This is a genomic window from Herpetosiphon sp. NSE202, assembly GCF_042688385.1.
Lineage (GTDB): Bacteria > Chloroflexota > Chloroflexia > Chloroflexales > Herpetosiphonaceae > Herpetosiphon.
The window spans coordinates 131,381-154,687 of record NZ_JBHUPY010000006.1 but is presented as its reverse complement, the minus strand read 5'-3'; the positions used below and the strand labels follow the sequence as shown (position 1 = coordinate 154,687).

18 protein-coding genes are annotated in these 23,307 nt (G+C 48.8%); 3 read left to right on the top strand and 15 right to left on the bottom strand.

Annotation, left to right across the window (positions count from 1 at the left end; genetic code table 11):
• Positions 1 to 48: 48 nt before the first annotated feature.
• Positions 49 to 792: a hypothetical protein gene (locus tag ACFMKP_RS08615; protein WP_382290941.1), complete on the bottom strand. Its 744-nt coding sequence runs from the start codon at positions 790 to 792 to the stop codon at positions 49 to 51.
• Positions 793 to 1,050: 258 nt separating this feature from the next.
• Here ACFMKP_RS08615 and ACFMKP_RS08610 point away from each other — a divergent pair, with 258 nt between their 5' ends.
• Positions 1,051 to 3,702: a tetratricopeptide repeat protein gene (locus tag ACFMKP_RS08610; protein WP_382290939.1), complete on the top strand. Its 2,652-nt coding sequence runs from the start codon at positions 1,051 to 1,053 to the stop codon at positions 3,700 to 3,702.
• A gap of 4 nt (positions 3,703 to 3,706) precedes the next feature.
• Here ACFMKP_RS08610 and ACFMKP_RS08605 read toward each other — a convergent pair whose 3' ends face one another.
• Complete coding sequence (locus tag ACFMKP_RS08605) at positions 3,707 to 3,835, bottom strand: hypothetical protein (protein WP_382290937.1); 129 nt, start codon at positions 3,833 to 3,835, stop codon at positions 3,707 to 3,709.
• 67 nt (positions 3,836 to 3,902) lie between these two features.
• Here ACFMKP_RS08605 and ACFMKP_RS08600 point away from each other — a divergent pair, with 67 nt between their 5' ends.
• The gene (locus ACFMKP_RS08600; RefSeq protein ID WP_382290935.1) at positions 3,903 to 5,576 is read left to right on the top strand and encodes a protein O-mannosyl-transferase family; all 1,674 of its coding nucleotides are present in this window, start codon (positions 3,903 to 3,905) and stop codon (positions 5,574 to 5,576) included.
• Here ACFMKP_RS08600 and ACFMKP_RS08595 read toward each other — a convergent pair.
• From ACFMKP_RS08595 to ACFMKP_RS08570, 6 genes are all read right to left on the bottom strand, one after another.
• Positions 5,566 to 6,687, bottom strand: coding sequence for an SGNH/GDSL hydrolase family protein (locus tag ACFMKP_RS08595; RefSeq protein WP_382290933.1), 1,122 nt, complete (start codon positions 6,685 to 6,687; stop codon positions 5,566 to 5,568). The genes ACFMKP_RS08600 and ACFMKP_RS08595 overlap by 11 nt on opposite strands.
• 131 nt (positions 6,688 to 6,818) lie before the next feature.
• Positions 6,819 to 7,340 carry a putative immunity protein gene (locus ACFMKP_RS08590; RefSeq protein ID WP_382290931.1) on the bottom strand — a complete coding sequence of 174 codons (522 nt, stop codon included), beginning with the start codon at positions 7,338 to 7,340 and terminating at the stop codon, positions 6,819 to 6,821.
• Positions 7,341 to 7,398: 58 nt separating this feature from the next.
• Positions 7,399 to 8,202 carry a hypothetical protein gene (locus ACFMKP_RS08585; RefSeq protein WP_382290929.1) on the bottom strand — a complete coding sequence of 268 codons (804 nt, stop codon included), beginning with the start codon at positions 8,200 to 8,202 and terminating at the stop codon, positions 7,399 to 7,401.
• A 67-nt stretch (positions 8,203 to 8,269) separates the two neighbouring features.
• Positions 8,270 to 10,822, bottom strand: a complete 2,553-nt coding sequence (locus ACFMKP_RS08580) for an ATP-binding protein (protein ID WP_382290927.1) — start codon at positions 10,820 to 10,822, stop codon at positions 8,270 to 8,272.
• Positions 10,819 to 12,135: a hypothetical protein gene (locus ACFMKP_RS08575; protein ID WP_382290925.1), complete on the bottom strand. Its 1,317-nt coding sequence runs from the start codon at positions 12,133 to 12,135 to the stop codon at positions 10,819 to 10,821. Before ACFMKP_RS08575 ends, ACFMKP_RS08580 begins: the two co-directional genes overlap by 4 nt.
• Positions 12,136 to 12,237: 102 nt before the next feature.
• A complete protein-coding gene (locus tag ACFMKP_RS08570; RefSeq protein ID WP_382290923.1) occupies positions 12,238 to 12,567 on the bottom strand; it encodes a glutaredoxin family protein in 330 nt (109 codons plus the stop codon).
• 130 nt (positions 12,568 to 12,697) lie between these two features.
• Between ACFMKP_RS08570 and ACFMKP_RS08565 the strand changes: the two genes are divergently transcribed.
• The gene (locus ACFMKP_RS08565; protein WP_382290921.1) at positions 12,698 to 15,760 is read left to right on the top strand and encodes a GAF domain-containing protein; all 3,063 of its coding nucleotides are present in this window, start codon (positions 12,698 to 12,700) and stop codon (positions 15,758 to 15,760) included.
• A gap of 482 nt (positions 15,761 to 16,242) precedes the next feature.
• On the opposite strand, the gene ACFMKP_RS08560 is transcribed toward ACFMKP_RS08565, so the two are convergent.
• From ACFMKP_RS08560 to ACFMKP_RS08530, 7 genes are all read right to left on the bottom strand, one after another.
• On the bottom strand, positions 16,243 to 17,058 hold the full coding sequence (locus ACFMKP_RS08560) for a menaquinone biosynthetic enzyme MqnA/MqnD family protein (RefSeq protein WP_382290919.1): 816 nt from the start codon (positions 17,056 to 17,058) through the stop codon (positions 16,243 to 16,245).
• 76 nt (positions 17,059 to 17,134) lie between these two features.
• A complete protein-coding gene (gene mqnE / locus ACFMKP_RS08555; RefSeq protein ID WP_204755214.1) occupies positions 17,135 to 18,238 on the bottom strand; it encodes an aminofutalosine synthase MqnE in 1,104 nt (367 codons plus the stop codon).
• 43 nt (positions 18,239 to 18,281) lie between these two features.
• Positions 18,282 to 19,493, bottom strand: coding sequence for a hypothetical protein (locus ACFMKP_RS08550; RefSeq protein WP_382290917.1), 1,212 nt, complete (start codon positions 19,491 to 19,493; stop codon positions 18,282 to 18,284).
• A complete protein-coding gene (locus ACFMKP_RS08545; RefSeq protein WP_382290915.1) occupies positions 19,450 to 19,761 on the bottom strand; it encodes a hypothetical protein in 312 nt (103 codons plus the stop codon). The genes ACFMKP_RS08550 and ACFMKP_RS08545 overlap by 44 nt, the downstream gene beginning before the upstream one ends.
• Before the next feature lie 163 nt (positions 19,762 to 19,924).
• On the bottom strand, positions 19,925 to 20,239 hold the full coding sequence (locus ACFMKP_RS08540) for a hypothetical protein (RefSeq protein ID WP_382290913.1): 315 nt from the start codon (positions 20,237 to 20,239) through the stop codon (positions 19,925 to 19,927).
• Between the two features lie 25 nt (positions 20,240 to 20,264).
• Positions 20,265 to 21,305 (bottom strand): methyltransferase domain-containing protein, encoded by a 1,041-nt coding sequence (locus tag ACFMKP_RS08535; protein WP_382290911.1) that lies wholly within the window; start codon positions 21,303 to 21,305, stop codon positions 20,265 to 20,267.
• A gap of 20 nt (positions 21,306 to 21,325) precedes the next feature.
• Positions 21,326 to 23,275, bottom strand: coding sequence for a hypothetical protein (locus ACFMKP_RS08530; RefSeq protein WP_382290909.1), 1,950 nt, complete (start codon positions 23,273 to 23,275; stop codon positions 21,326 to 21,328).
• Between the last annotated feature and the right edge of the window lie 32 nt (positions 23,276 to 23,307).

The window sequence follows — 23,307 nt, the reverse complement described above, 5'->3', positions numbered from 1 at the left end:
CCAGTAGGAATATTCCTAGTGGCCTGTTTGCATCTAAATCAAAATGGCTTATTGTGGGATGGGCATGGTAGGGGTAACGGTTGGCGTTGGATCAGGATTGATCACGGTTGGTTCAGGATCTTTGCCATATGGGTCGATAATCATCATGCCCAACTTTCCATTCAGATACTCGTTGGTATCTGGGTTATAGCCGATGATCACCGTTGTCGCACTGGTGCGAAACTTGACCATGGTTTGGCTTGAATTGGCATAGGTCGTGTCGCCATGAATTTTTGCATAGCCATAATAGGGAGCTGTTTGGCTGGTTGGGCAATTCAGTGCTGAGCTAGAGCATTGGCCCACCACCAGCCGATTATCATCAATCAGGCGAAAGCGGCGCACGGTATTCGATTCCATGGCATCGGTGGTATGGCGATATTGCCATTGCAAATTGCCGTATAAGCCATTTACGTCAACACTCATTCGTGCATCAGGGTGATATAAGAGTGGCTGATTGCCATTCGTGCTAAATTGAGCTTGAGCATATGTCCAAAAATCAGGATAGTTCTGCTGCAAGGTGTTTGGCAAATCGAGATCACACGAAAGGTAGCCATTTCCTTGAAAGCGCGCATAATCTGCTGGGCTGAAATCGACAACACCATTGACGGTACAAGCAATGGTCGTCATTGAGACAATTGGTGGGTCTTGGCTTGGAATTTGCGGCGTACCAAGCTCGACCAAACAACCATTCGCCGTCTCAAAATCCCAAACTGCCATCCATGTATTTGGCGTTGAAAGATCGACACCTGCCAAACCGCAACCTGCAGGTGGAGGCGGCGTATTAGCCTTAACCTGCGTGGGTTGATTAAGTATAAATGAACCCAATAGGCTGATTAGAACTGTTAACACTACGATAAGTCGCATCTGGAGCCTCCCTAATCACAAACGAATCACTTGGCTTTCAGTATAGTGGGCTTAATGGCTCAAAAAGTCTCATGTTGCAGCGAAAAAGTCTCACATGAGGACGAGCGAGCCAACCATCGGCTGCTTTCGATTAACGAGGAGTGTGGAATGACGCATATTCTTAATCCAATCTTACGCACTGTACTCAACCAGTTTGATCAGCCTGCTGAGATTGGCACAATCCAACCGTTGGCAACCCCAGCCTTACTTGGGCATTGGTATGGTCTGTATGGAGCGTATCCGAATGAGCGGCAACGAGGCCAAATTATTCAATTGGTGGTTGCCTATGCTTTGCTTGGCGAAACCCAAGTGCGGCCCGATCAAAGCCACGATTTAGCTGAGATCGTGCAACAATTGCGGGCTGGCAACCGCGACCAACGCTTAGTCTATTGGCGCTTTTTGCACGAACACAAACTGCCGGTGCATGTGTTAATCGATGAGCTTGGCTTGGCCAAAGCAACCTTCCATCGCGATATGAAAGATCGTTTGCCCTTGATTTTGGATCAGGCTGCTGATTGTTTGTTGAGCATTTTGCAGCCAGCGCTCCAATTGGAACGGCCACCAGTGCCAGCGCAATTGTATGGCCGCGCTGAATGGCTGGCCGAAGCCCATGCAATGCTCAAGCATGAACAACATGTTTGTATCATTGGGCCAACAGGAGTTGGCAAAAGTGCCTGTGCTGCAATGCTCGCCAATACATGGCAAGGGCCAGTGTTTTGGCTGACGCTCCTGCCCGATTTGAATGATCAGGTTGAGAGCTGTTTGCCCTTGATCGGCGCATTCTTACAGCATCATGGGGCCTATAATTTGGCTCAACATTTGGCAATTGAGGGCGGCAAGCTCAACAGCAATGTGGCGTTGGGCTTAATTCGGCGCGATTGTGCCAGTCTGGCAACTCCAGCATTGTTTTGCCTTGATCAAAGCGAGGTTATGCTCAAGCAGCCGCAAGCCCACCATAGCGCCTTGCACTCATTTTGGCGTGCTTTAGCCGCAATTCCCAATGTGCATGTGCTGATTATTGGCAACCGCGTGTTTAGCGACAATCTACCAGTGCTCAGCCTAGAGCCGTTGGAAAGTAGCGCGTTTCGGGCATGGTTTGATGCAACCACAACCATTCAACCAGATTATCCATGGGAGCAATTCTTGGCACTGATTGCTGGCAACACCCATCTAATGCGGATTGTGATGGTTTTGATGCAGCAGGAACGAAGTTTGGCGGCAATTTGCGCCATGCTCGAAGCGCATCCAGGCGTTAGCTCGTTGATCGAACGGATTATCACCATGCTTGGGCCAAGTGCGCAACAATTATTAACCATTTTGGCCAGTTTTCAGCAACCGGTTCCACGCAGTTTATGGCCAAGCAGCGATCTCCAACAACTTGAGCACTATCAATTGCTGCAAGCAGGCTATCGCGATACGTTGGAGCTGTGGCCGTTGCTGCGCAAACACTATTGGCAACAGTTGAGTAACGAACAACGCCAACCATTGCATGAACATGCAGCCCAAGTGCATGCCTTGCTTGGGCAATGGACGCTCGCTGCCGAACATGCAATTGCCGCAGGCGATTATACACAAGCAATTGTTTGGTGGTTTCCGCAACGCCATAGCGAAATTCGGGCTGGCTATTTTGGCCGGATGCTGCGCATGCTGCAATTAATTCCACTTGATCAAGTACCAGCCCGCGAGGCCCAAACCCTGGCAATTGGCCAAGCAGAGTTGGCACGCTTTATTGGCAGCTACGATCAAGCCCGAGCTGGCTTAGCCGCCGTTTCGCACACAGGCAGCGATTCGCTGCGCGCCTACATCCGCCAACTCGAAGGTGATTTGTGGGAGGCCCAAGGTCAAATTGAGCAAGCAATGCAGAGCTACGAGCGGGCAATTACGATTTTGGATACCAACCACTATCATCAAGAAGCAATTTTATATGTCAAGCGTGGTTTGATGCACCTCAACCACGAGCGCGATTTTGCGGCAGCGCACCAAGCTGCCGCCAAGACCCATTTCATTGCCGCCTTGTTGAGTGGCGAAATTGCCGATGAGGAAGGCAACTACGATCGAGCCTTGGAGGGCTATCAAACTGCGCTTGAACATGCCTGCGCGCTCAACGATCAGGCGCTGCAAGCGCGCGCCCATGCGAGTTTGGCGATTGTGCATGCCCGCAATGAACGCACCGAAGCAATTGAGCATTTCAATTTTGCAATTCGTTATTATCAATCAATTGGCAACAATGTGCGTGCTGCCCGCAACCAAAGCAATTTGGCCTATTTTTTAGGCGAGATCAACCAACCCCACGAGGCGATCACAATTGCCCAAGAGGCATACAGCTTCTTCAAGCAAATTAATTCGCGCTTTTGGATTTCGATTAATACGATGACCTTGGCCAATGCCCACGTAGAACTCAATCAGTGTGATGATGCTGAGCGCTATGCCCAAGAAGTGCTGCATTATGAAGAAACAGCGCATGTGCCCTTTGGGGTGTATATTTTAGGCCGAGTTGCCAACCTCAAACAAGAATTCGCCATGGCTGAACGCTATTTACATCAATCAGTTCAACTTAGCCAAGCGATTCAGGATCGCTTTATGGAAGCCAAAGTTTGGCGCGAGCTGACCAAACTTTTTTATACAACCCAACGCTATCCTGACGCACAGCATGCCCTTACCCAAGCAAGCGCTTTGTATCAACAATTGGGCTTAAACAAAGAGCTGGATCGAATTCAACACTTGGCGCAACGCTACAATGGACAACTGATGGTCAACTAGTGCCTCAAGCCGCAAACGCCGCAAGGATGGGCTTGTCGATTGCGGCGTTCTGTCGTCGCCAATTGCTGCTCGCTTGACAGCAACCAGCGCCACGCTGATAATCGTAGCTGAGAAGCAGTTGGCAAAACTCCATGATACAAAATCCAAAACACAGAAAGGTTGATCGCAACGTTGGTGCATTGTTGCTCTTTGGAGTTGCATTGCTGCTATATAGCATAACCCTGCTGCCAGGCCTCGGTGGCGGCGATACTGCCGAATTTCAACGGGTTGGCCCAAGCCTTGAGATTGCGCATAGCACTGGCTATCCACTGTATAGTATGGTGACATGGCTGTGGAGCAAAGTACTGCCATTTGGCAGCGTTGCTTGGCGGGTTAATCTCTTTTCGGCCTTTGCTGCGGCGCTGAGTTTAACGATCGTTGGCCAAATTGCGCTCAAACTTGGGCTGGCTCAACGCTGGGCTTGGGCTTGTGCAGCCATTTTAGGGCTATCCGCAACTTTTTGGCAGCAAGCAACTCATGCCGAAATTTATGCCTTTGCAGTATTGCTACAAGTTGGCACAATCTGGCTAATTTTGGCTTGGCGGCAACAACAGGTTGCATTTTGCTGGCTTGGGCTGGCCGCAGGCCTGATGCTTGGGCATCATCGCAGCAGCCTATTTTTGCTGCCATGGATGCTGATCGCCGCTTGTTGGCAACGACGACCAACATTACGTCAAATACTGCTGGCAATCGCAGCTGGATTAATCAGTTTTCTACCGTATTTGTATATTGTTTGGCGCGCACCTGCTTGGCAAAATGGCTGGGCAGTGTTGGCTGAGTATCTGCTTGGCAGTGCTGGTGGCACGTGGTTTGACCCACAGCGAGCAGCCAATCAAGCATGGCAGCGGTTCGTTGCAGTGCAAGTTGGGCTTTTTGGACCGCAATTAACCTGGCTGGGCTTTGGCTTGGCGTGCTATGGGTTCTGGCACTGTTGGCGACAACAACGGCCAATTGCAATCATGCTTGCTGGTAGTTATTGCAGCATTCTGGGCTTTTGCTTGGCCTATTTCGTCGATGATTTGGCGGTTTTTGGGCTTGGCGCGTATGTTGTGCAAGCTTTGCTGATTGGCTTTGGGTTGGCGTATCTGCCGTGGCCACGCTGGAGTTTAGTCGGAGCTTTGGCTATGAGCGGATGGCTGGCATGGCAAAACTTGCCCCACATTCAAGCTAGCAATACAGCCGAAATCGAAAACCTTGCCCGTCAGCGCTTGGCCGAGCCAATTGCCGCACACAGCCTCGTGATTGGTGATGGCTGGAGCATCGAAAGTTTGCGCTATCTGCAAGCCGTTGAGCAGCAACGCCCCGACCTCGAATTTAGTTTTCAGGCCGATCAGCAGCGGATTCGCGATCAATTGGCTCAAGGCCGCCAAGTCTATGCGTTGCAAGCGATTCCCGAATTGGCCTTGCAGCATCGCAAACTTGGTGATTGGTGGCAGATTGAAAACAAACCCTTACAATTTAGCCAACAGCTCAACATTGGTTGGCACAATGGAATTCAATTAACTGGGCTTGAATTACCCAGTCATGCCCAAAACCAACTCCTAGTTGCCCTGCGCTGGCAAACTACTCAGCCGTTGCCAAGTTTGATTCGTTTTATCCATGTGCTCGATCAAGCTGGGAATTTGGTAGCCCAAACTGATAGCCCAACCAACCCTGCGAGCCAATATTGGCCACTTGATCAAGCCCAATCCGACCTACTAGCGATTGATTTGGCAGCGTCACTGCCAGCAGGTCGCTATACGGTCATTGTTGGTTGGTATGATCTAAGTGGCCAACGCATGCCGCTTGATGCAGCGAACGATACCTATGAACTGGGGCAAATTACTATTGATTAAGCTTTACAAAAGGCATAAATATGCGATAGCTCGCCGCAACTGGCACGCTCCAAGCACGTGAACCTTCAGTATTGCCGTTAATATCAACTGCACGCACAATAATGGTTGCTTGGTCAGCAACAGCGATTGGCTGGGTATAACGAATCCAAGTTGTTTGGCTGGGCAAGCGATATTCTAAGCCACGCACGCCACGATCGTCGGTCGCGCTGAGGGTTGCCAACCATGTGCCTTGGGTTTGGCTAAATCTTACGTTTGAGACGGGCGCTGCTTGATCAGTAAAATCAAATGAAGCTTGGGCAAGGTTGCTGGCCAGCGTCCGTTGCCCAGCAATCGACGGGTGATAAAAATCGGCGGTAACTAAGGTTGGCGAAATTGCTGAATTGAACAACAGATTCTGATCAAAGCGACAGCGTAAATAGCCGCTACAGACCTCGCTTAATTGGCTATTGAAATCGATAATTCGTTGACGGACACGCTGGCGACGCTCCATATCAGCGGGCGCGGTTGATTCGGGGTTGGCAAACATTGCCTGACAAACTCCAAATTGGTTCCAAATCCCGCGTGCAATTGGGTTATCTTTAAAGGTCTGCCAAACCTTAAACACATCGGGAATGCTAGCAATGAAAATGCGGGCTTCCGGCTCATTAGCGGTTAATTGATTTAATCCGCTGACTAGTTGCGCCCGATAAGCGGCCACGCTAGTCATATCACTTTCTTGATCAAAACAGACATCGTTCGCTCCGATTAAAATCGTGGCATATTGAACATCAGCAGGATTAGCTGCATTAACTTGGCCAACCAAGGCATTGATCGTTGCGCCAGAAGCAGCAGCATTGGTCACCGTTAAATTGCCAGTCGCGGCGCGAATCCGCTCGGCCAAACTGTTCACTTCAGGGCTGGTGCCAGTTGCCCAACTATACTGTGGCTGATCGGCAATATTATTTGGGTTGCCATCGGCCAGAAACGCGCGCGTAATTGAATCGCCAAAGGCCACCATCCGTTGCGGATAGCCAACAACTGCCGGATCAATCACCTCGCCCTGCGGTTTGGCTTGAATAGAACCACTCAGCGCCACGATGCCAACCAATAAACCCACCATTGTTCGTCGCATGCTTGTTCCTCGCTTTTGCTCAATTCAATCGTGTAGATACTGTATCAAACAAGGATTATCAAAAACAGCAACTTTGGCGCAGATTCGCAGCATGTTCACAGCAGTTCATACTATCTGCTTAAAGGATTCGATTAATCATTAACATCAAATACCCCCCAGCAAATTGGATTACGGGCGCGCTGATCTTCGAGCACAAACGCGCGCAGAGTTGCCGGAAGTTGGGCATGCTGCCAAGCACACTCTTGGCGACCAGTTTCATCCTCAGTGCCCTTGGCTGCTGCCGCGCGCACCGCCTTAATTGCATAGGCCGCAGCGCCAAGATTATGGGCGGCCACATGGGCAACTAAAGCTGCTTGAGCCGCCGCAAAGCCAGCAAAGCGTGCCGCCCCGCTTAAACCACGCGCAGCAGCATTGGCGTGACCACCAGCAGCGCGGGCTTCGCTCATACTAAGCTCGCCGCGCACCCAAGCATGAAGTTGGGCTAAGGCATGGCGTGGCCGTTGATCGTTGGGCTGGGCTTGCTCAAAGTATTCGAGCACATGGCTAGCACATGCAGCCGCCCAAAGCGCAAGCAGTCGATGGTCATCGTCGCTGAGCGTGCCTCCACGGCGAAGCGTAATCAGGCGCTGGTCGCGCTCCTTCGGCAAAATCATAGGTAACTCCTTGAATAACCGCTAGAAAGCATTCGCTGCGCAACAAGCGTTGCTTTGATCATGGGCTTGCTAGCGGCACGCCAATTGGCACGAGAAACTCACCATATAATTTCAAACGCTGGCTACTTGTGCAAATTACAACCAACTTCGGGACAATTTCGAGCAAACGCCGCAACCAGAGCGGATCATCAGGATGAGTTTGATAGCCAGCTAAAATTAATAAAACTTGGCGGGCTTGAAATAGCTGCAATAACTCCGCCGGGCTTGGCTTGGGCGAAGCTTGAACCTTTGCCAGTAAATGCTGGCTCAGTGCTTGCGACGGGCTGCCAGTTAAATCAAGCCATAAACAACCATCATTCATGCTAGTGCCAAGATCGTGGGCAAAATTCAGCACTAAAGCTTGCTGGCTTGGCTGATCAGCGCCAACCACATTGATCAAGCGCACCCCTTGCTCAAATAAGTGCAGGATGCGTTGATACGCCACCCCAGCCCGATTAACTGGTGGAGCAGCAGGCAAGCGAGTGGCTTGTCGGATTTGAGCAAACCAGGAGCGTGACGTTTGCAGCACTGGTTTTTGATTGATGCCAGTGGTCAAACTATGCAATAGTTTGCGCTGATGGCGATGAAAAGTTGCTTTATGGATGTGCAACTGTTGCAAATAAAAATCGACTGAAGCCCCTGGCTGAGCTAAAATCAGCTTTAACAAGCGCTGCTCAGCAGCATTGAGCGGCAGGCTTTGCAACAACGCATAACATTGTTGAATCCCACCACAAGCTTGCACAAATTGGGCAAGCTGGGGTTGATTGGCAATCTGTTCTGGGGCAAAAATTAATTCTGCGACAAGATCCTCGGTCAGTTGCATCGCATGTCCCATCTATTCAAGGCCAAATGTCTATCAAGTTCGTCTAGGTTAAACCCGAGCAAGCGCATCAAAATCCATACATCAGCTTAATATAATAATTCATCGTCGTGTTAAAATCGTTCTTTTCTAGGCAAAAATCAGGATCAGCAACAAAATCAACATCATCACAATAATGACTGAGCACGATCTTGGTTTGGGCCAAAAATTCACGTTCATTCCAACGCATTGCATACTTTTCAGTCTCAACGACATTCAAGAAATACCAATAAATTGCGAGAGCAATCAGGTAGTGTTGCTTAATTATCGCAACCAAGATCAATGATTCACAGGTAAAAAATACTTGTTCGATAAAAACCGTATTTTCTACCGCAACTGGATATAATATCTTGATACAGCGATCAATTCCTTGTTCATTTTTCAAGAAAAAGTATACTTTAATCAACCGAAAGTAGAGATTATAATCACCAAGATAGAGTGGAATATGTTGCATATGTTCTTCTTCTGCAATCAAATCGACTAGAATCTTTTCAGCTTCAAAATATTTTTCTTGGTAAATATAAATCAACGATATATTTTTCATCGATGCTGTAAAATCAAGGTAATATTTCATTTGCTTAAATTTCACTGCCAAATCTTGAAACATCAGATACGATTCATTCAATCTTTTGGATTTCCACATAAGATTTGCATAATTAAACATTGGCCCTAAGACATTAGTTTCATCACCAATCTGCTGGTAGAGATTAACTGTTGCTAAGAACATGTCTCCAGCTTCTTTTAATTTATTCTGCTCCATTAATATTAATGCATAAAAGTTTTTTGTTTTGGCTTCAAGGGTATAAAATCCATGCTTTTGAGTCAAATCAATCAGATAATGAATTATCGCTAGATGTGAATAATCTGGTCTATTTCGCGAACAGAACAAAATAGCTGTGTATAATACCCTACATTGCAAATATGGATTATCGGTTACCTTGAGCAAGCGTGGAATGACTGGTTCGATCCATGATCGAGCTTCTGCAATAAAGTGAAAACCCCACCAGAAACGATACAAAACAGCTAACAATTGCCAGAAACGCGTCGGATCAGCTTCGGCTTTGGCTGTATGCAAGGCTAATTGAATATTTGGATAGGCTTGAAACGTGGAAAGATGCCACATTCCATGGTCAGGGCCAATTAAGTATTCCTCTGTCGGGGTAACCCAGGTAATATAATAATCACAATGCTGTAAGCGTAAGCTATGGCGTTGCTCAGCACTCAGTAATTGCCATGCATAGTGGCGAATTGGCTCTAAAATTGTATACGGATGATGAACAACATCATTGCGGATACTAATTAAATGATTATCTAAGAGCAAACTTAAATGATCTTCCATTAAATCATGGTCAAGATCAGCTAACGCTGCTGCCGCCGCCACATCCCAGCCCGCCTGAAAGACGCTTAACTGACACAAAATTGCTTGGGTTTCAGCAGGCAATAAACGATAGCTCCAGCCAATCGTTGCCGCCATCGTTTGGTGGCGTATATCCACATCGAGCGGCCCTTCGGCAAGCAACCCAAGATCGCTACGAATTGCCGTCACAATTGACTCCAGAGAATATTCAGCTGCTCGAGCCGCCACCAACTCAATTGCCAGCGGCAACCCCGCAACGTGGCAGCAAATCTGACCAACCTGGTTTAGCAAGTGCTGATCGCTGCGATCAATCAAGCGCACCGCTTCTAGTCGATCAAGACAGAGCTGGACTGCTGGATAGTGACTGACGGGTTCCATACTCGGTGTAAGAGCAGGATACGCCAATACATCGACTTCGTAGATAATTTCATTTAACACATTTAAACGCACTCTGCTGGTCGCCAGCACTTGAAGCTGTGGCACTTCAGCAAAAAGGCTAGCCAACCACTCACCAGCCGCCGGAAGATGCTCCAAATTATCAAGAATCAGCAAACTGCGCCGATTTTCAAAAAACTGTTGAATCGCTTGCTCGATCGATTGAGCATCACTAAGCGATAGTTGCAACTGCTGCATACAGGCCAAGCCAATATCTTCAACGTGTTGTACATCAGCAAAACGTAAGACATGCACTTCATCACAGTCAATACCAACCCAATGCTGTGCCAGCTCAAACGCCAAGCGAGTTTTGCCAACCCCACCAGTCCCAACCAAACTGATCCAGCGGCTCCCGTTGGTTAGCAAGGTCGACAACACGTCAAGATCTGCTTGGCGGCCCACAAAACTCGTCCATGATCGCACAAGACTCGTGGGAATAAACGCAACAGGTTCAACCGCTGCCGGAATCAGTTCAGGCTGCCTCGGATTAGTATTCAGAAAACTGCTTAAGCTGTGACAAAGGGCATTTTGCTGCCGATGAAATGTCGCATGATGGATTGACAACAGATCGGTATAGCGTACGACCGACGCTTCAGGATGGGCCAAAATAACCTCAAGCACCCGTCGTTGCTTGGCTTTGAGCGGAAATTCAAGCAATTGCTGGCGCAGCTGCTGCAACCCACCAGCTTCGGCAATCACGGTTGACCATGTGGGGTGTTGAGATAAACGCTGGGGATAGTGCAAAAGATCATGGACAATCGCATCGTTCCATTCGGTTGATAATTGATTCATAGCGGGCTATCTTTCCTGCTGCCTAGGTTGCCGATTTGGTGCTGAACGCAGCTTGGCATGGCATACCACACAGCCCAATTAACCAAAAGATGCTTGGTTTGGGCTTCATGCAAACCCGCCTGAATCTGTTGAGCAGATAATCCTTGCAAGCCAGCTAGTTCACGCTGGTTGAGCCAACGCGGCAAGCGGGCTAGTGTTGTGAGCAGCTGTTGGGTCGCTGGTTGCAGTGTTGTATAGCGGGCGTTAATTAACCACGCCAAGCGCGCCTCGCTCGAAGCGATTGGCTGAAGTTGCGCCGCTAAAGTCGCCAAATCATAGTCAATACTCAGGCTGGCCACTACTTCGAGCGCCAAGGGCAAGCCACCCACGAGCTGGCAAAGCTGGCTTGCTGCCCCAATTTGGGCAGGCTCATGCAACGCGAGCGGCTGAAAATGGCTTAAGCGCTCACCCAAGAGTTGTAAGCTAGGATTTCCCTCAAGGGCAACAGGTTGATCAGCGGGCACAAGAGCGCTTAATTCGTCAACATGATGTAAACGCTCTTGGGGCACATGTAAGCGCTGCGTGCCGGTTGCCAACACCCGCACAAACGGCGCAGCCTGCAAACATTCAAACAACCAAGCAGCCAACTCAGGTTGATTCAGATTGTCTAAAATGAGCAACATATGGCGTGAGCTAAAATAGGCTTGCAAGCGTTGTTGCGCATCTAGGTGCGGGGAATCAAGCCCTAGCTGAGCCAAAAAATCGTGAGCAAGCATCGTTGGCTCAGCAGCGGTGGGAATATGCAACAAGCCAACACCATCACGGAAGATTGGGCCAACACGCTGGCTAATTTCCAAGGCCAAGCGGGTTTTGCCCACCCCAGCAGGGCCGATCAAGCTAATCCAATCGCAGCCTTGATCAAACAATAATTGAATTCGTTCAAGGTCGAGTGTGCGCCCAATGAAGCTCGTTGTGGGCATTTGGAAACCAATTGAGGCTGCTGCCTCAGCAGTAATCTCGATTTTGGGCGCTGGCAATAAGCCACTCAACCGCTGACACAGCGCATTTTGCTGGCGATGAAATGTCGCCGGATGAATCGCCAACACATCGCAATAATAGTCAACCGAGGCATCTGGCTGGCTGATTAAGATATTTAGCAAGCGCAATTCTTTGGTTTTCAGTGGGTAGGTTAATAGTTGCTGACGCAAATGGCGCAAACCGCCAAGTTCGGCAATAATCGGCGACCAGGCAGGGTGCGCCAAGAGGCGTTGCGGATAGTTTAAGAGGCTATGCACAACCTCGGCTGTCCATTCTAAAGTATCGGGTGGGGTCATAGCAGGGCTGCCCTATCGTTGCCAAAGCGAGCAAAGCTAAAACCATTCTCATCGGTTGGCTCTCACACCAACCTTCACCTCTCATCCACCCCCACTATACGCTTAATCCAACAAACCGTTGCGCTTCAAGAAAGCACTCAAGGCTTCGTCGCTTGGTTCGGTGATAACGGTACCACGATCAAATGAGCGCGCTTCGCGGCCTGCTGGCAACGGTGCTGGCGCTTCGAAGGGCAAATTGCTGCCAGCTTCGGCAACCACAATCGTGGGCACGCTGCGATAGCCAACCCAGCCCTCGACCAACGCACCAGCAGCGTCATCTTGATCGATATTAATTTGGGTGTAGGCAACCTGCTTGGCTTCTAAAAAACGTTGCGAACGAGCAAGATCAGGGCAAAAACTCGTTCGACCATAGACGACAACATGTTTACTCACAAGAAACCTCCATATGCACCGCCGGATAGAGATTAATAATGGTGCTCTATGATCGTACTTGGCTTTATACCATTGTCAAACGCCAGAACACCTCGTACAATGAGGGCAGCGACCCAAGTGGAGAACCTTCATGCCTGATGCAAGCAATGGCCATGTGTTAATCGTCGAAGACGACCTCAGTATTAGCCGCATGTTTCAATTGCTGCTGCGCGATGCTGGCTATCGGGTTTCATTGACCAATAGTAGCGAAGAAGCGTTGCAATTTGTGCGCGTCATTACACCAGATATTATTTTGTTGGATATTTCCTTGCCTGGTATGAATGGCGTTGATCTGACCCGCCATCTGCGCAGTAATCCCGCCATCCCATTTATTCCAATTATTCAAATTACCGCGCTTGGCGATTTGCGCACCAAAGTTGCGGCACTCGATGCAGGAGCCGACGATATTTTGGTCAAGCCAATCGAGTTATCCGAGCTATTGGCACGCTTACGAGTGATGATGCGGCTGCAAAAAAATCGCCGCGGCCTCGAAGAATCCACCCGCCAAATGCATATTTTGTATGCGATTAGCCAAACCCTCAACAGCTCGCTCGATATTAACAGTATTTTACGCGATTTGGTGCTGCAATTAGCCAATGCCTTGGGCGCAATCCGCACCTCAATCATTTTAGTCAACGACCATAACACGCCATTTTATGCCTCATCAGTCAAAGAAACCCTCAATACCGCAAGCATTCAACGGGTGATTCGCGATGGCGTAGCAGGCTGGGTGATGCGGGCCATGAAGCCATTAATCATCAGCGATACAGCCCGCGACCCACGCTGGATCTCGATGGATCGTCGAATTGATACCACGCGCTCGATTCTTTCAGTGCCCTTGATTCACCAAGGGATTGTGATTGGGGTCATTACGGCGGCGCATACCCGAATTAATTATTTTACCCAAGATCAGCTCGAATTAGCCCAAAATATTGGCAATCAAAGCGTCACCGCCTTTACCCATGCCCAACTGTTTCAAACCACCGTTCAACAAAAAGGCCTGCTCGAACGCCGCTCGCAAATGCTCGAAGAATTGTTGAATGTCGGCGAACGCTTAAGCCTCAATTTGCCACTGCACGAGGTGTTAAACGAGCTAGCCCAGGCAATTCATCGCTCGTTGGGCTTTCGCCAAGTTATTATTCACGTTTTTGAGATTGATGATGTTGAGTCGGCCCAAGGCGTAGCTGGGGTTCAGCGCGAGCAAATTCAGCAACTTTGGACCAATGAAAAGATTCAGCAAAGCATCATACCACTACTGCGTGAGCGCTTTCGGATGAGTCGCTCCTATTTTGTGCCATCGGGCTATACGCTCGACGACGAAGAAACCAACCATCTGCCATTTGGCGCAACTGGCATTCGCCAAGCAGATTATTTATTTGTGCCCTTGGGCAGCCCGCAACAATTGCTTGGCTTGATGATCGTCGATCTGCCGAATAATTTGATCACGCCCGATTTGGCCACGATTCAAGCGCTCGAAGTCTTTGCCAACCATGGCACAACCGCCGTCAATAACAATCGACTGTTCGCGCGCGAGCATACGCGCGCCAACCAATTGCAATTATTGGTCGAGCTAGGCCGCAATTTTGCCGAATTGATGACCCCTGATCAATTGCTGCGCTTGGTAACTTCGTTAGTGCGCCACAGTTTTGGCTTCAATAGTGTCGCAATTTTGCTCAAGCAGCAAAACCAATTTATGCTACGGGCTGGCACACATAATTTTGCCCATAATCCATACAACCAATATTTAAACATCGAACCCTATATTTTAGAAGCCTTAGAACACTATCAAAGCTGGCTTAGCAGCGATGTCACGCAGTTTTGCTTGGATTATCAATGGGCCGATCCGCAAATTGTGGCCGAGTTAATTGTGCCATTGCATACCCACGAGGGCATTCAAGGCCTCTTAGTGGTTGGGCATAGCGATCTCAGTGCCTTGGATGGCCTAACCCAATCGATTTTAGGCGCGGTTGCGGTGCAACTGACCGTCGGCTTGGATAATGCCAAGCTCTTTTTGCGCGAACAAGAATATATTCAACAACTTAACCAAGTTAATGAAATTGCCCTGCAATTGACCAGTGCCAGCAGCGAACCGCCATTTCATGAGATTATGCAGCAGGTTGCGGCGATTTTTCAGGCTCCCCAAAGTATGTTGGTGTTGATCGATCATGATCAGCGCCAGATTACCAAGAGCATTGCCTACCCGCTGCCATGGCTTGACCAACTGCCAGTCTTGCCTGAATTCTTGGCCAGCCTCGACGAAAGTCGCGTCCAGTTGTTTAAACAGCAGCACGATTCGGCATTGGGTCACGCATTACGTCAAGCAGAAATCAACATGGTCGTGATTGCCCAGTTGTATAGTGCCGAACGCTTACAAGGCCTGTTGTTGATTAAGCCTGCTGATGATCATTATATCTGGCGCTCGAATGAAAACAATTTGCTGCAAACTCTCGCCACCTTATTTGCCCAAGCCTTGGAAAATCAGCAACTCCAAGCTCAACGCCTCGAACGCTTGCGCGCCGATTTACAACGCTACATGGCTCCGCCGCTGGTCGAACAATTGTTGAGCGAAGGTGGTTTTGGTGAGCCAAGCGAGCGCGACATCGTAGTGTTATTTGCCGATTTACGCGGCTTTACGGCGCTCAGCGAAAATCTCGCCCCGCAAGTGGTGGTTAAGCAAATTCTCAATCGCTTTTTCGATGAAATGACAGCGGTGCTGTATCGCTATGATGCAATTATCGATAAGTTTCTAGGCGATGGCTTGATGGCAGTATTTGGCTCGGTGCGAGCATTGCCCAATGATCCAGAGCGCGCAATCAACGCCGCAATCGATATGCAGCAAACCTTTGCCAGCTTGCAAACTGAATGGCAAGCAAGCTTTGGCTATCCGATTGGCTTGGGCATTGGCATGAGCTGGGGGCGAGCGGTCGTTGGCAATATTGGCTCGGCCCAACGCATGGATTACACCGTGATTGGCGATGTGGTCAATACGGCCAGTCGTTTGGTGGCGATTGCCGAGGCTGGCCAAATTATCATCACGCAGCCGTTGGCGCAACGTTTACAGCAGCATCAAGCCCAACTGGATCAACTAGAGCCAGTCCAACTCAAAGGCAAACGCGAACTGCAAACAATCTACAGCGTGCGCAAAGCTGAATAAAAGAGCATAGAACATAGAGCATAGAACATATGGATAAGGCTATAGGCTGGTGGCTTTTGGCTATAGGTGCAATGGTTCATTAGGTTGGTAACCATGGTTCATTCCCTCACCCCCAGCCCCTCTCCCACTGAACGCGGGCGAGGGGAGCACGGACCGGTTGGTTGCCCTCGCCCGCGCCACGGGAGAGGGGTTGGGGTGAGGGGATCTTAAAACCGACCCTTGTAAGCAACCCCTGAACCCTCGTGATAAACCGCGAAGAACGCAAAAAGCGCGAAGGCTCGAGTTATAGAAGCACAGCAACATTCCAAAACATGAATATGTGGGGGTAAGGAGCGTTCCCTCACCCCCAACACCCTCTCCCACTAGATGCGGGCGAGGGGGAGCCAACTATTGTTTATCAACGACGTGCGGTAAAACCACATAGTAAAAGCCCCTCGCCCGCGCCACGGGAGAGGGGTTGGGGTGAGGGGATCTTTACCCACTTATTCGCTAAACCACTCCAATTGGCTTGGTTGAAAACTGGGCACTGCATAGCGCAAAAAGGTGTGCAAGCCTTCCAAATCAACCGACGTTAAGTGGTAGCGCAAATCGCGCAAATATTTAGCACAAACCCCAGGCGAGATATTAATTCGTGGCGCATAAAACTGGGCCAGTTCATCGATGCGGGTTAAATTTTCGGCCTTGGCAGCTCGCAACGCTGGCACAATCCCAGCATCACGCACAGCCTCGGCTTGATCGCGCCGCACAACCCAAACCGCAAATACAAACGGCAAGCCGCTCAGTTTCAGCCATTCATCGCCAAGATCAAAGAAGTAGGGCAACCCACGTTCGCCCAAATGACGACGCGCTGTTGCTTCAACCAAGGCCTTATCACCAATCATCAATGAACCTTGGCATTCAGCCAACATTGCATCAAGATTTGGAGCCATCGAACGCCATTCAGGCTGAATCCGATAGTGACGCTCGCACAGCACCTTGAGCAAATTAATGCTCGTTGCCGAATCGGTGGTCAAGGCAATCGGCTGGCCATCAAGCTGGCGCGGATCAGCAGCCCACGAAAACAGATTCACACTATTGACCGCGCCAATCGTGGCGATTGAAAAATCGCGCACAACTAACAATTTATCTGCATTCAAGGCCCATTCATAGACCGACATTGGCGCAACAGCAACCTCGCCGCGCAAAACTGCCGCGTTGATCGCCGTTGGCACGCCGCGTTGGACAGGCACATGCGGCAAGCGCTCAGTAATGCCATAATCCATCGGTTGGGTATTGAGATAATCGATTACACCAAGCATATAATTTAAAAGCGTGAGTACGCTAGGCGACTCACGCGATACGCAACGTTTCAAGCAACAGCCCAAAACCCTGCAATTAGTTCACAGCAATGTGGTTATATAAGGCATCACGTTCGACCGCTGTTTTGCCAGCAGTCGTCACAAGATGGACTAATTCGGCGCGTGAGATTCCTTGTTCGGTTTTAGCGCCAGCAGCGTGATAGATTTCTTCTTCGATCACGGTACCGTCTACGTCGGAAACCCCAAACGACAAGGCCACTTGGGCCAAACGTGGTGTAAGCGAGATCCAATAGGCTTTGACGTGGGCAAAGTTGTCGAGCAACAAGCGGCCAATCGCCAAATTCTTCAAATCTTCGAAGCCAGTTGTCCAATCGAGCTTCTTGACCCGCCCCAAGTTGTTATTTTCGGGGTGGAATGCCAGCGGAATGTAGGTTACAAAGCCGCCAGTTTTATCTTGTTGCTCGCGCAGCCGCAACAGGTGATCAACCCGTTGTTCGAGGGTTTCAATATGGCCATACAGCATCGTGGCATTGGTTTTGATGCCTAATTCGTGGGCAATCCCATGAATTTCCAGCCAGCCATCGCCATCAACCTTTTCAGGGCAGATTTTACGCCGCACATCGGGATGGAAAATTTCAGCGCCGCCACCAGGCAAGGCATCCAAGCCAGCTTTGCGCAAAATCTCAAGCGTCGTGCGCCAATCCATGTTCGAAATTTGCGCCATATAATCAATTTCAACTGCCGTAAAGGCTTTGACGTGAACATTGGGATAATGATCCTTCAATTCACGAATAATATCGGCATAATATTCAACATCAAGATCGGGCACTAACCCGCCAACAATATGAAATTCACGGGTTCGTTCGCTAAACAAACGCCCAACGTGATCAATAATTTGCTCAGGTGTGCGCACAAACGCATCAGGCTCGTTGCCATTGCGGCGGAATGAACAAAAATTACAGTGAAACGCACAAACATTGGTTGGCGTAATGCGGTGATTTTGCACAAAATACACCACATCGCCATTCTTGCGACGATTCACCGTATCGGCCAATTTACCCAAGGCTAAAATATCGTTAGTTTGATACAAACGAACTCCATCTTCAAATGAGAGCCGTTCGCCTGCTTCAACTTTTTCGGCAATATCAGAGAGTGGCGACTTCGCCAACAGAATAGCCATAGACAGTTCCTTTCCGCGTTACTGTGTTCATTATATCACAATGTTATTTTGATTTTCGTGCCAGTTTTGCGCGATTCCAGCGCCAGCGTTGGCTAACTGGAGTAACCAAATTGGAAACGAATAACAAGCCAAGGCTGGTGGTCAGCACCCAAATTGCACAAAACAGCAGATCGGCTCGCAATAAACGGCCTAAGCGCTGCCAGCCGTTGGCAAATTGGGCATGTTCCATGGCCACAATCGGCAAACTACCTTCGACTTGACTGGTTGCCAATACGAGCGGTTGGCGCTTCCAGCGATAGTGAATGGCCACAGGCACACTTGGCTCAAGCGTTTTAAGGGTAACGCTGAATGGTTGATTTGGCGTAATTGCCAGCGCTGGCTGAAACACCCCATAGCCAGCAGTTTCCCAAAGCGCTTCACGCGGCACGACCAGCGGCGCACAATGCTCGCGTGTTCCGACCACGACACAGCCTTGGAGTTTGGCATTGACCGGCGGCAGCTGGACCAAACTTAGGGCAAAGCCAGTTAATTCGCTTTGCTCCGATTGGATCGTGCCTTGAACAAAGGGTTGTTGGCCATCCAGAACCAGCATATTGGCCAGCGCGCCACATTCGCGTGGCCGAATCGCATTGCTCCGCGCAAGCCAAACAAACGGCAGCAAACTTAGTACAATCATTGTAGCAGGCATTAGGCTTAGGCCAAGTCGATTCAGCCGTAGCACTGGTTTAATAGGCCGTTGATAGCCATGATAGATATTAATTACTGCCAGTACGATTAGGCTAATAAACAGTGCCAATTGCAGGCTTTCGCTCAGCAAGCGCAACTTAGCCAAAAGCTGGCTTGCCAACTCCGAGCGTAGTGACAGCGCATGAATTGGATTAATAAATTGCCATTCAGGAATAAAGCGAAAGAAGAGATTAAGCTCGCGATGGCTATGCAACAGCGTCAGGCCAAAAGTTAACTCAGCGCCCAGCCACAAGCCCAAAGCGGCCCGCTTCAAGCGTAGCACCGCAATAATGCCAAAGGGTGCGAGCCAATATAGCCAATAAAACGGAATCTTAATCCAAAGAAAGAAAATCGCCAAGGTTGCGATGCTCACCCACCAAGCGCTATCAGCAACCCAAGGCCGTTCATACAACAGCAAAAAGATTAAGAACAGGCTATAGCACAGCAAAAAGAGCGAGCTAGGCTGGCTGAGGAAATTCAGCTGATCAAAAATGCGTGTGCCCTCGGATTGACAAAACGCCTTTGACATAGGCTGGGGTGCGCAGAAAAGGTAAACTTAACAGCAACAATGGCGCGATACTAACTCCAAATAATTTGAGCCGTTGCCACCACGAGCGGGTAAGTAGCACAATTAATGGTGGCACCAAAAACAGTGGCACCAGCTTGAAACCAGCGCCCAAGCCAAGCACGAGCATTGCCCAATAGCCATAGCGACGCGCCTTGCTCACATCGTTCGCAGCCAATGCGCGGCTCACCAAATAGGTTCCTAACAGCATCGCAGCCGTTGGAGTACACATCGTTTTGACCCATTGCCAACATAAATAAGGCCGTTGGCGACCAAGCCCACATTGCCCACGCCAAGCGCCCAGCAACCCGTTGCAAAAGCCAGCCAATCAATAGATCAAACGGTAAATAGAGCAGCTTAAACAAAAAAACCGCCCGCATCGGATTGGCAATTTCTCAAGTTGAAGGCCATGCCTGAAGATCAATCAGCCCCAAGAGATCGTAGATTTTTGCCGCAAATCCGGTATAGGCATAAAATCCATAGGGATAGGGAACCCAAACCGGCATTTCGATCACCCGCGGCCCATAGGTGGTATATAAATGCTCATACACATTCAAATGACCCTGAGTCACAAAATGGGCATGCCACGGCATATACAGCGCATCGTGTTGGCTCGCCAAGGGCATAATCAAAAAGCGCGCCAAGTAGCCAGCCAGAATAATCCAGCCCAACGGCGCAAGCTTCGGCAACAAGCCTAATCGATAGTTCATGGATTAACTTGCTTTTGTACCATGCTTAGCTTAAACGGCGCAATGCTTTGAGCAAACGCAGGATTCGGCCCGATTCAAGCGTGTTGATCTGCTTTTCAAGCTGGGCGATATGGGCATTTTTGCTGGCGAGCGTTGCTTCAAGCGTCGCCACATACTGCTGAAGCTCGTTGGTCGTAGTCGTTAATGGTGGTATCTGCGCCTGAGTTTCACGCAGCTGAGTTGTCAATTCGGCATTGTGCATGGTCGCTTGCTGCAAATCATACACCAACCACGCAGGCGGGCCTAAACGAGCCATTAATGCCTGTGGATGGCAGGCATAGACCGTCAACATGCGATATTCTGGTGATTCATCGCAATAAAATACGCACAAGCCCGCTTGGGTCACTAAGCTGGTGAGCGTTGACGCAGTAAAATATAAGGTATGCACCACGCTCAAAAGGCTGCCAGCTTGCCCTTGTTCGATAAACTGATCGCGAAATTGATAAGCTGGCACTTGAATTGCCAAAACGCCCTCTGGCGTGAGCGCGGCGGCGAGTTCTTGCACAAACGCTACTGGCTCGTGCAGATGCTCAAGCACATGCCAACAGGTAATCAGATCGAAGGCTTCAAGCTGGGCAAGGCTGGTTGGGTCGCTATAAACGGTCAAGCCATAGCGTTGGCGCGCAATGTCGGCGGCAACCGGCGAGAGTTCAATCCCAACTGGTTGCCAGCCGCGCTGTTGCGCCGCTACCAACAACAAGCCGCGATTACAACCAAGATCAAGCACTCGCCCAGGTTTTAGCTGGCCATGTTGTTCAATATGGGCAATAATGCTGGCTTTTAATGCTATTTCTTGCTGCTCTGCGGCATCGCTGTAGGCATACACCTCACTTTGGTTTTCGAGCAGGGTGGTGCTTTCAAGGGTCAAGCGTGGATTAAGATAAATTTGCTCGCATGTGCGACAGCTATATAAATTTAAGCCTTCAGCAATAAATGTTTCTGGTTGCTGCCAAACCAAATCTGCTTGGGTTGCGCCACAGCTTGGGCAGGCCTTGAGCGTTTCAGTTGGCATTGGTTGCAATTGCATGGCAGATCATCCCTTATAAATTAAATTTCGGCGGCAATTGTTGGCGATTGGGTAACTTCAGAACGCAACATGCGCCACCAAAACAGCATAACGCTTGCATAAACCACAAGCCAGATAGGAATAAAAAGCCAATCATTCTTAATATGTTGGGTTAATTGACTCATCGCTTTGCTCAAACTTAATTCATGCATCGGCATAAATGGTAAAATTCCAGCAAGTTTCTCATCGCCATAGCTAAATTGTTCTTTATTTGAGCGATAACCCAAATCAAGTTTGCGGTTTAACTCTCTGAGCTGCAAACTAAGCGTATATGGTTGATTATACGTCGCCATTGGTGGATAAATTACGTTATAGCCAACATATTCCCACACCTCGCCTTTCGGTGTAGTCAAGGGAGCACAACGTGTTTCCTGAATTGTGGTAATACAGCCGTTAATGCTAGGATAATTGTTACTTGGTTCTCTAAATTGCACTGCAAAACCCGTTAATGCTGTTTCAGAGCCAGTAAACTTTTGGGCAACGATTGGTGCATTTTGGTTCAATTGGATTGATAAATGGGCTTCAGCAAAGGCTGGGGCTGGAATAACCATACCGCGCGTGAGCAACATCGCTGCAATAATCACCCCAATATTAACAACTAAGGGAATTGGCAATAAGCGCAGTAAACCAGAATTTGCTTGCTCCAATGGTTGCGCTTGGCGAACTCGATATAAACAATAGACTGCTAAACCAAGCACAAAGCCAAATAATGCCAATTGAAAGCTTTGGATAAATCCCTCAAAACGGGTAAATATTTGCGCCAGTAATGGCGAGCGCAGCGATAATGCATGCACCGGATGCATAAAGGTCAATTCGTTAACTAAATAGCGTGATAAGCCAATATTAATATCACGGCTTTTACTAAATATCTGAATGACAAATAGAAATTCTGCTAAAAACCAAATGCTGATGTAGCGATAGCCAAAACGCAGCGCAATAACAATCGCAAAGGGAATAAACCAATAGAGCCAATACGTTGGAATATGAATCCACAAAAAGAACATTGCCATAACTGCTACTGCAACCCACCAAGCAGAATCACTGACCCATTTTTGACGATAATTCAAGAGAAAGATCAGCAAGGCACTATACGAAAATAAAAAGAATGATACAGGCTCGCTAAGCAAGCTCGATTCGTTAAATATCCGCGTGCCTTCAGGGTTAAAGAGTACGCCAGTTATATAGGCTTTACTGCTTAAAAACGGCAGTGATAGAAGCACAAATGGCGCTATCCCAATCACAAACAGAATAGCGCGCCGCGTCCACGATAGATTAAGCAGTAAAATTAATGGTACAACTAAAAATAATGGAATCATCTTGAATGATGCACCAATGCCTAAAACAAGCATTGCTTGCCACGCTCGTCGCCATTGCAGTTTTTGATCGCTTGCCGCCAGCGCTTGACCAACCAAAGCAGTACCAAGCACCATCGAAGCGGTCGCATAGACATCGTTTTGGCCCATTGCCAGCATATATAAGGCAGTTGGTGAAAGTGCCCACATAATAAGTGCACTCATGCCAATAGAGCGTTTCAAGCCCCAGCCAATTAATATATCAAATGGCAAATAGATCAATTTAAATAGAAAAACGGCCCGCATTGGGTTGGCAAGCGCCCAGGTCGATGACCAATTACTAATATCAATTAAGCCAAGCAAATCGTAGATTTTTGTCCAAAACCCGGTATAGGCATAAAAACCATATGGATATGGTGCCCACACCGGAATATTAATCACGCTATCGCCATAGGTATTTAGTAAGTGCTCATAAACATTGAAATGGCCTTGGGCAACAAAATGCGCATGCCATGGCATAAAAAGCACATCATTATGTCCAGTTACAGGCATGATCAATAAACGTGCAGTATAGCCAAGCATAACCAAGAAGATTGGCGCAAACTTAAGCAATACTGCACGATTAAACCATTGCGACATACACTCTTCCTCATTAATCTATAGACGGATAA

Bases quoted from the DNA above. Each gene is read 5' to 3' on its own strand.
- ACFMKP_RS08610 (WP_382290939.1), top strand. From the start codon at position 1,051: ATGACGCATATTCTTAATCCAATCTTACGCACTGTACTCAACCAGTTT.
- ACFMKP_RS08605 (WP_382290937.1), bottom strand. From the start codon at position 3,835: ATGGAGTTTTGCCAACTGCTTCTCAGCTACGATTATCAGCGTGGCGCT.
- ACFMKP_RS08595 (WP_382290933.1), bottom strand. From the start codon at position 6,687: ATGCGACGAACAATGGTGGGTTTATTGGTTGGCATCGTGGCGCTGAGT.
- ACFMKP_RS08590 (WP_382290931.1), bottom strand. From the start codon at position 7,340: ATGATTTTGCCGAAGGAGCGCGACCAGCGCCTGATTACGCTTCGCCGT.
- ACFMKP_RS08585 (WP_382290929.1), bottom strand. From the start codon at position 8,202: ATGCAACTGACCGAGGATCTTGTCGCAGAATTAATTTTTGCCCCAGAA.
- ACFMKP_RS08580 (WP_382290927.1), bottom strand. From the start codon at position 10,822: ATGAATCAATTATCAACCGAATGGAACGATGCGATTGTCCATGATCTT.
- ACFMKP_RS08575 (WP_382290925.1), bottom strand. From the start codon at position 12,135: ATGACCCCACCCGATACTTTAGAATGGACAGCCGAGGTTGTGCATAGC.
- ACFMKP_RS08565 (WP_382290921.1), top strand. From the start codon at position 12,698: ATGCCTGATGCAAGCAATGGCCATGTGTTAATCGTCGAAGACGACCTC.
- ACFMKP_RS08560 (WP_382290919.1), bottom strand. From the start codon at position 17,058: ATGCTTGGTGTAATCGATTATCTCAATACCCAACCGATGGATTATGGC.
- mqnE (WP_204755214.1), bottom strand. From the start codon at position 18,238: ATGGCTATTCTGTTGGCGAAGTCGCCACTCTCTGATATTGCCGAAAAA.
- ACFMKP_RS08550 (WP_382290917.1), bottom strand. From the start codon at position 19,493: ATGTCAAAGGCGTTTTGTCAATCCGAGGGCACACGCATTTTTGATCAG.
- ACFMKP_RS08545 (WP_382290915.1), bottom strand. From the start codon at position 19,761: ATGTGTACTCCAACGGCTGCGATGCTGTTAGGAACCTATTTGGTGAGC.
- ACFMKP_RS08540 (WP_382290913.1), bottom strand. From the start codon at position 20,239: ATGAACTATCGATTAGGCTTGTTGCCGAAGCTTGCGCCGTTGGGCTGG.
- ACFMKP_RS08535 (WP_382290911.1), bottom strand. From the start codon at position 21,305: ATGCAATTGCAACCAATGCCAACTGAAACGCTCAAGGCCTGCCCAAGC.
- ACFMKP_RS08530 (WP_382290909.1), bottom strand. From the start codon at position 23,275: ATGTCGCAATGGTTTAATCGTGCAGTATTGCTTAAGTTTGCGCCAATC.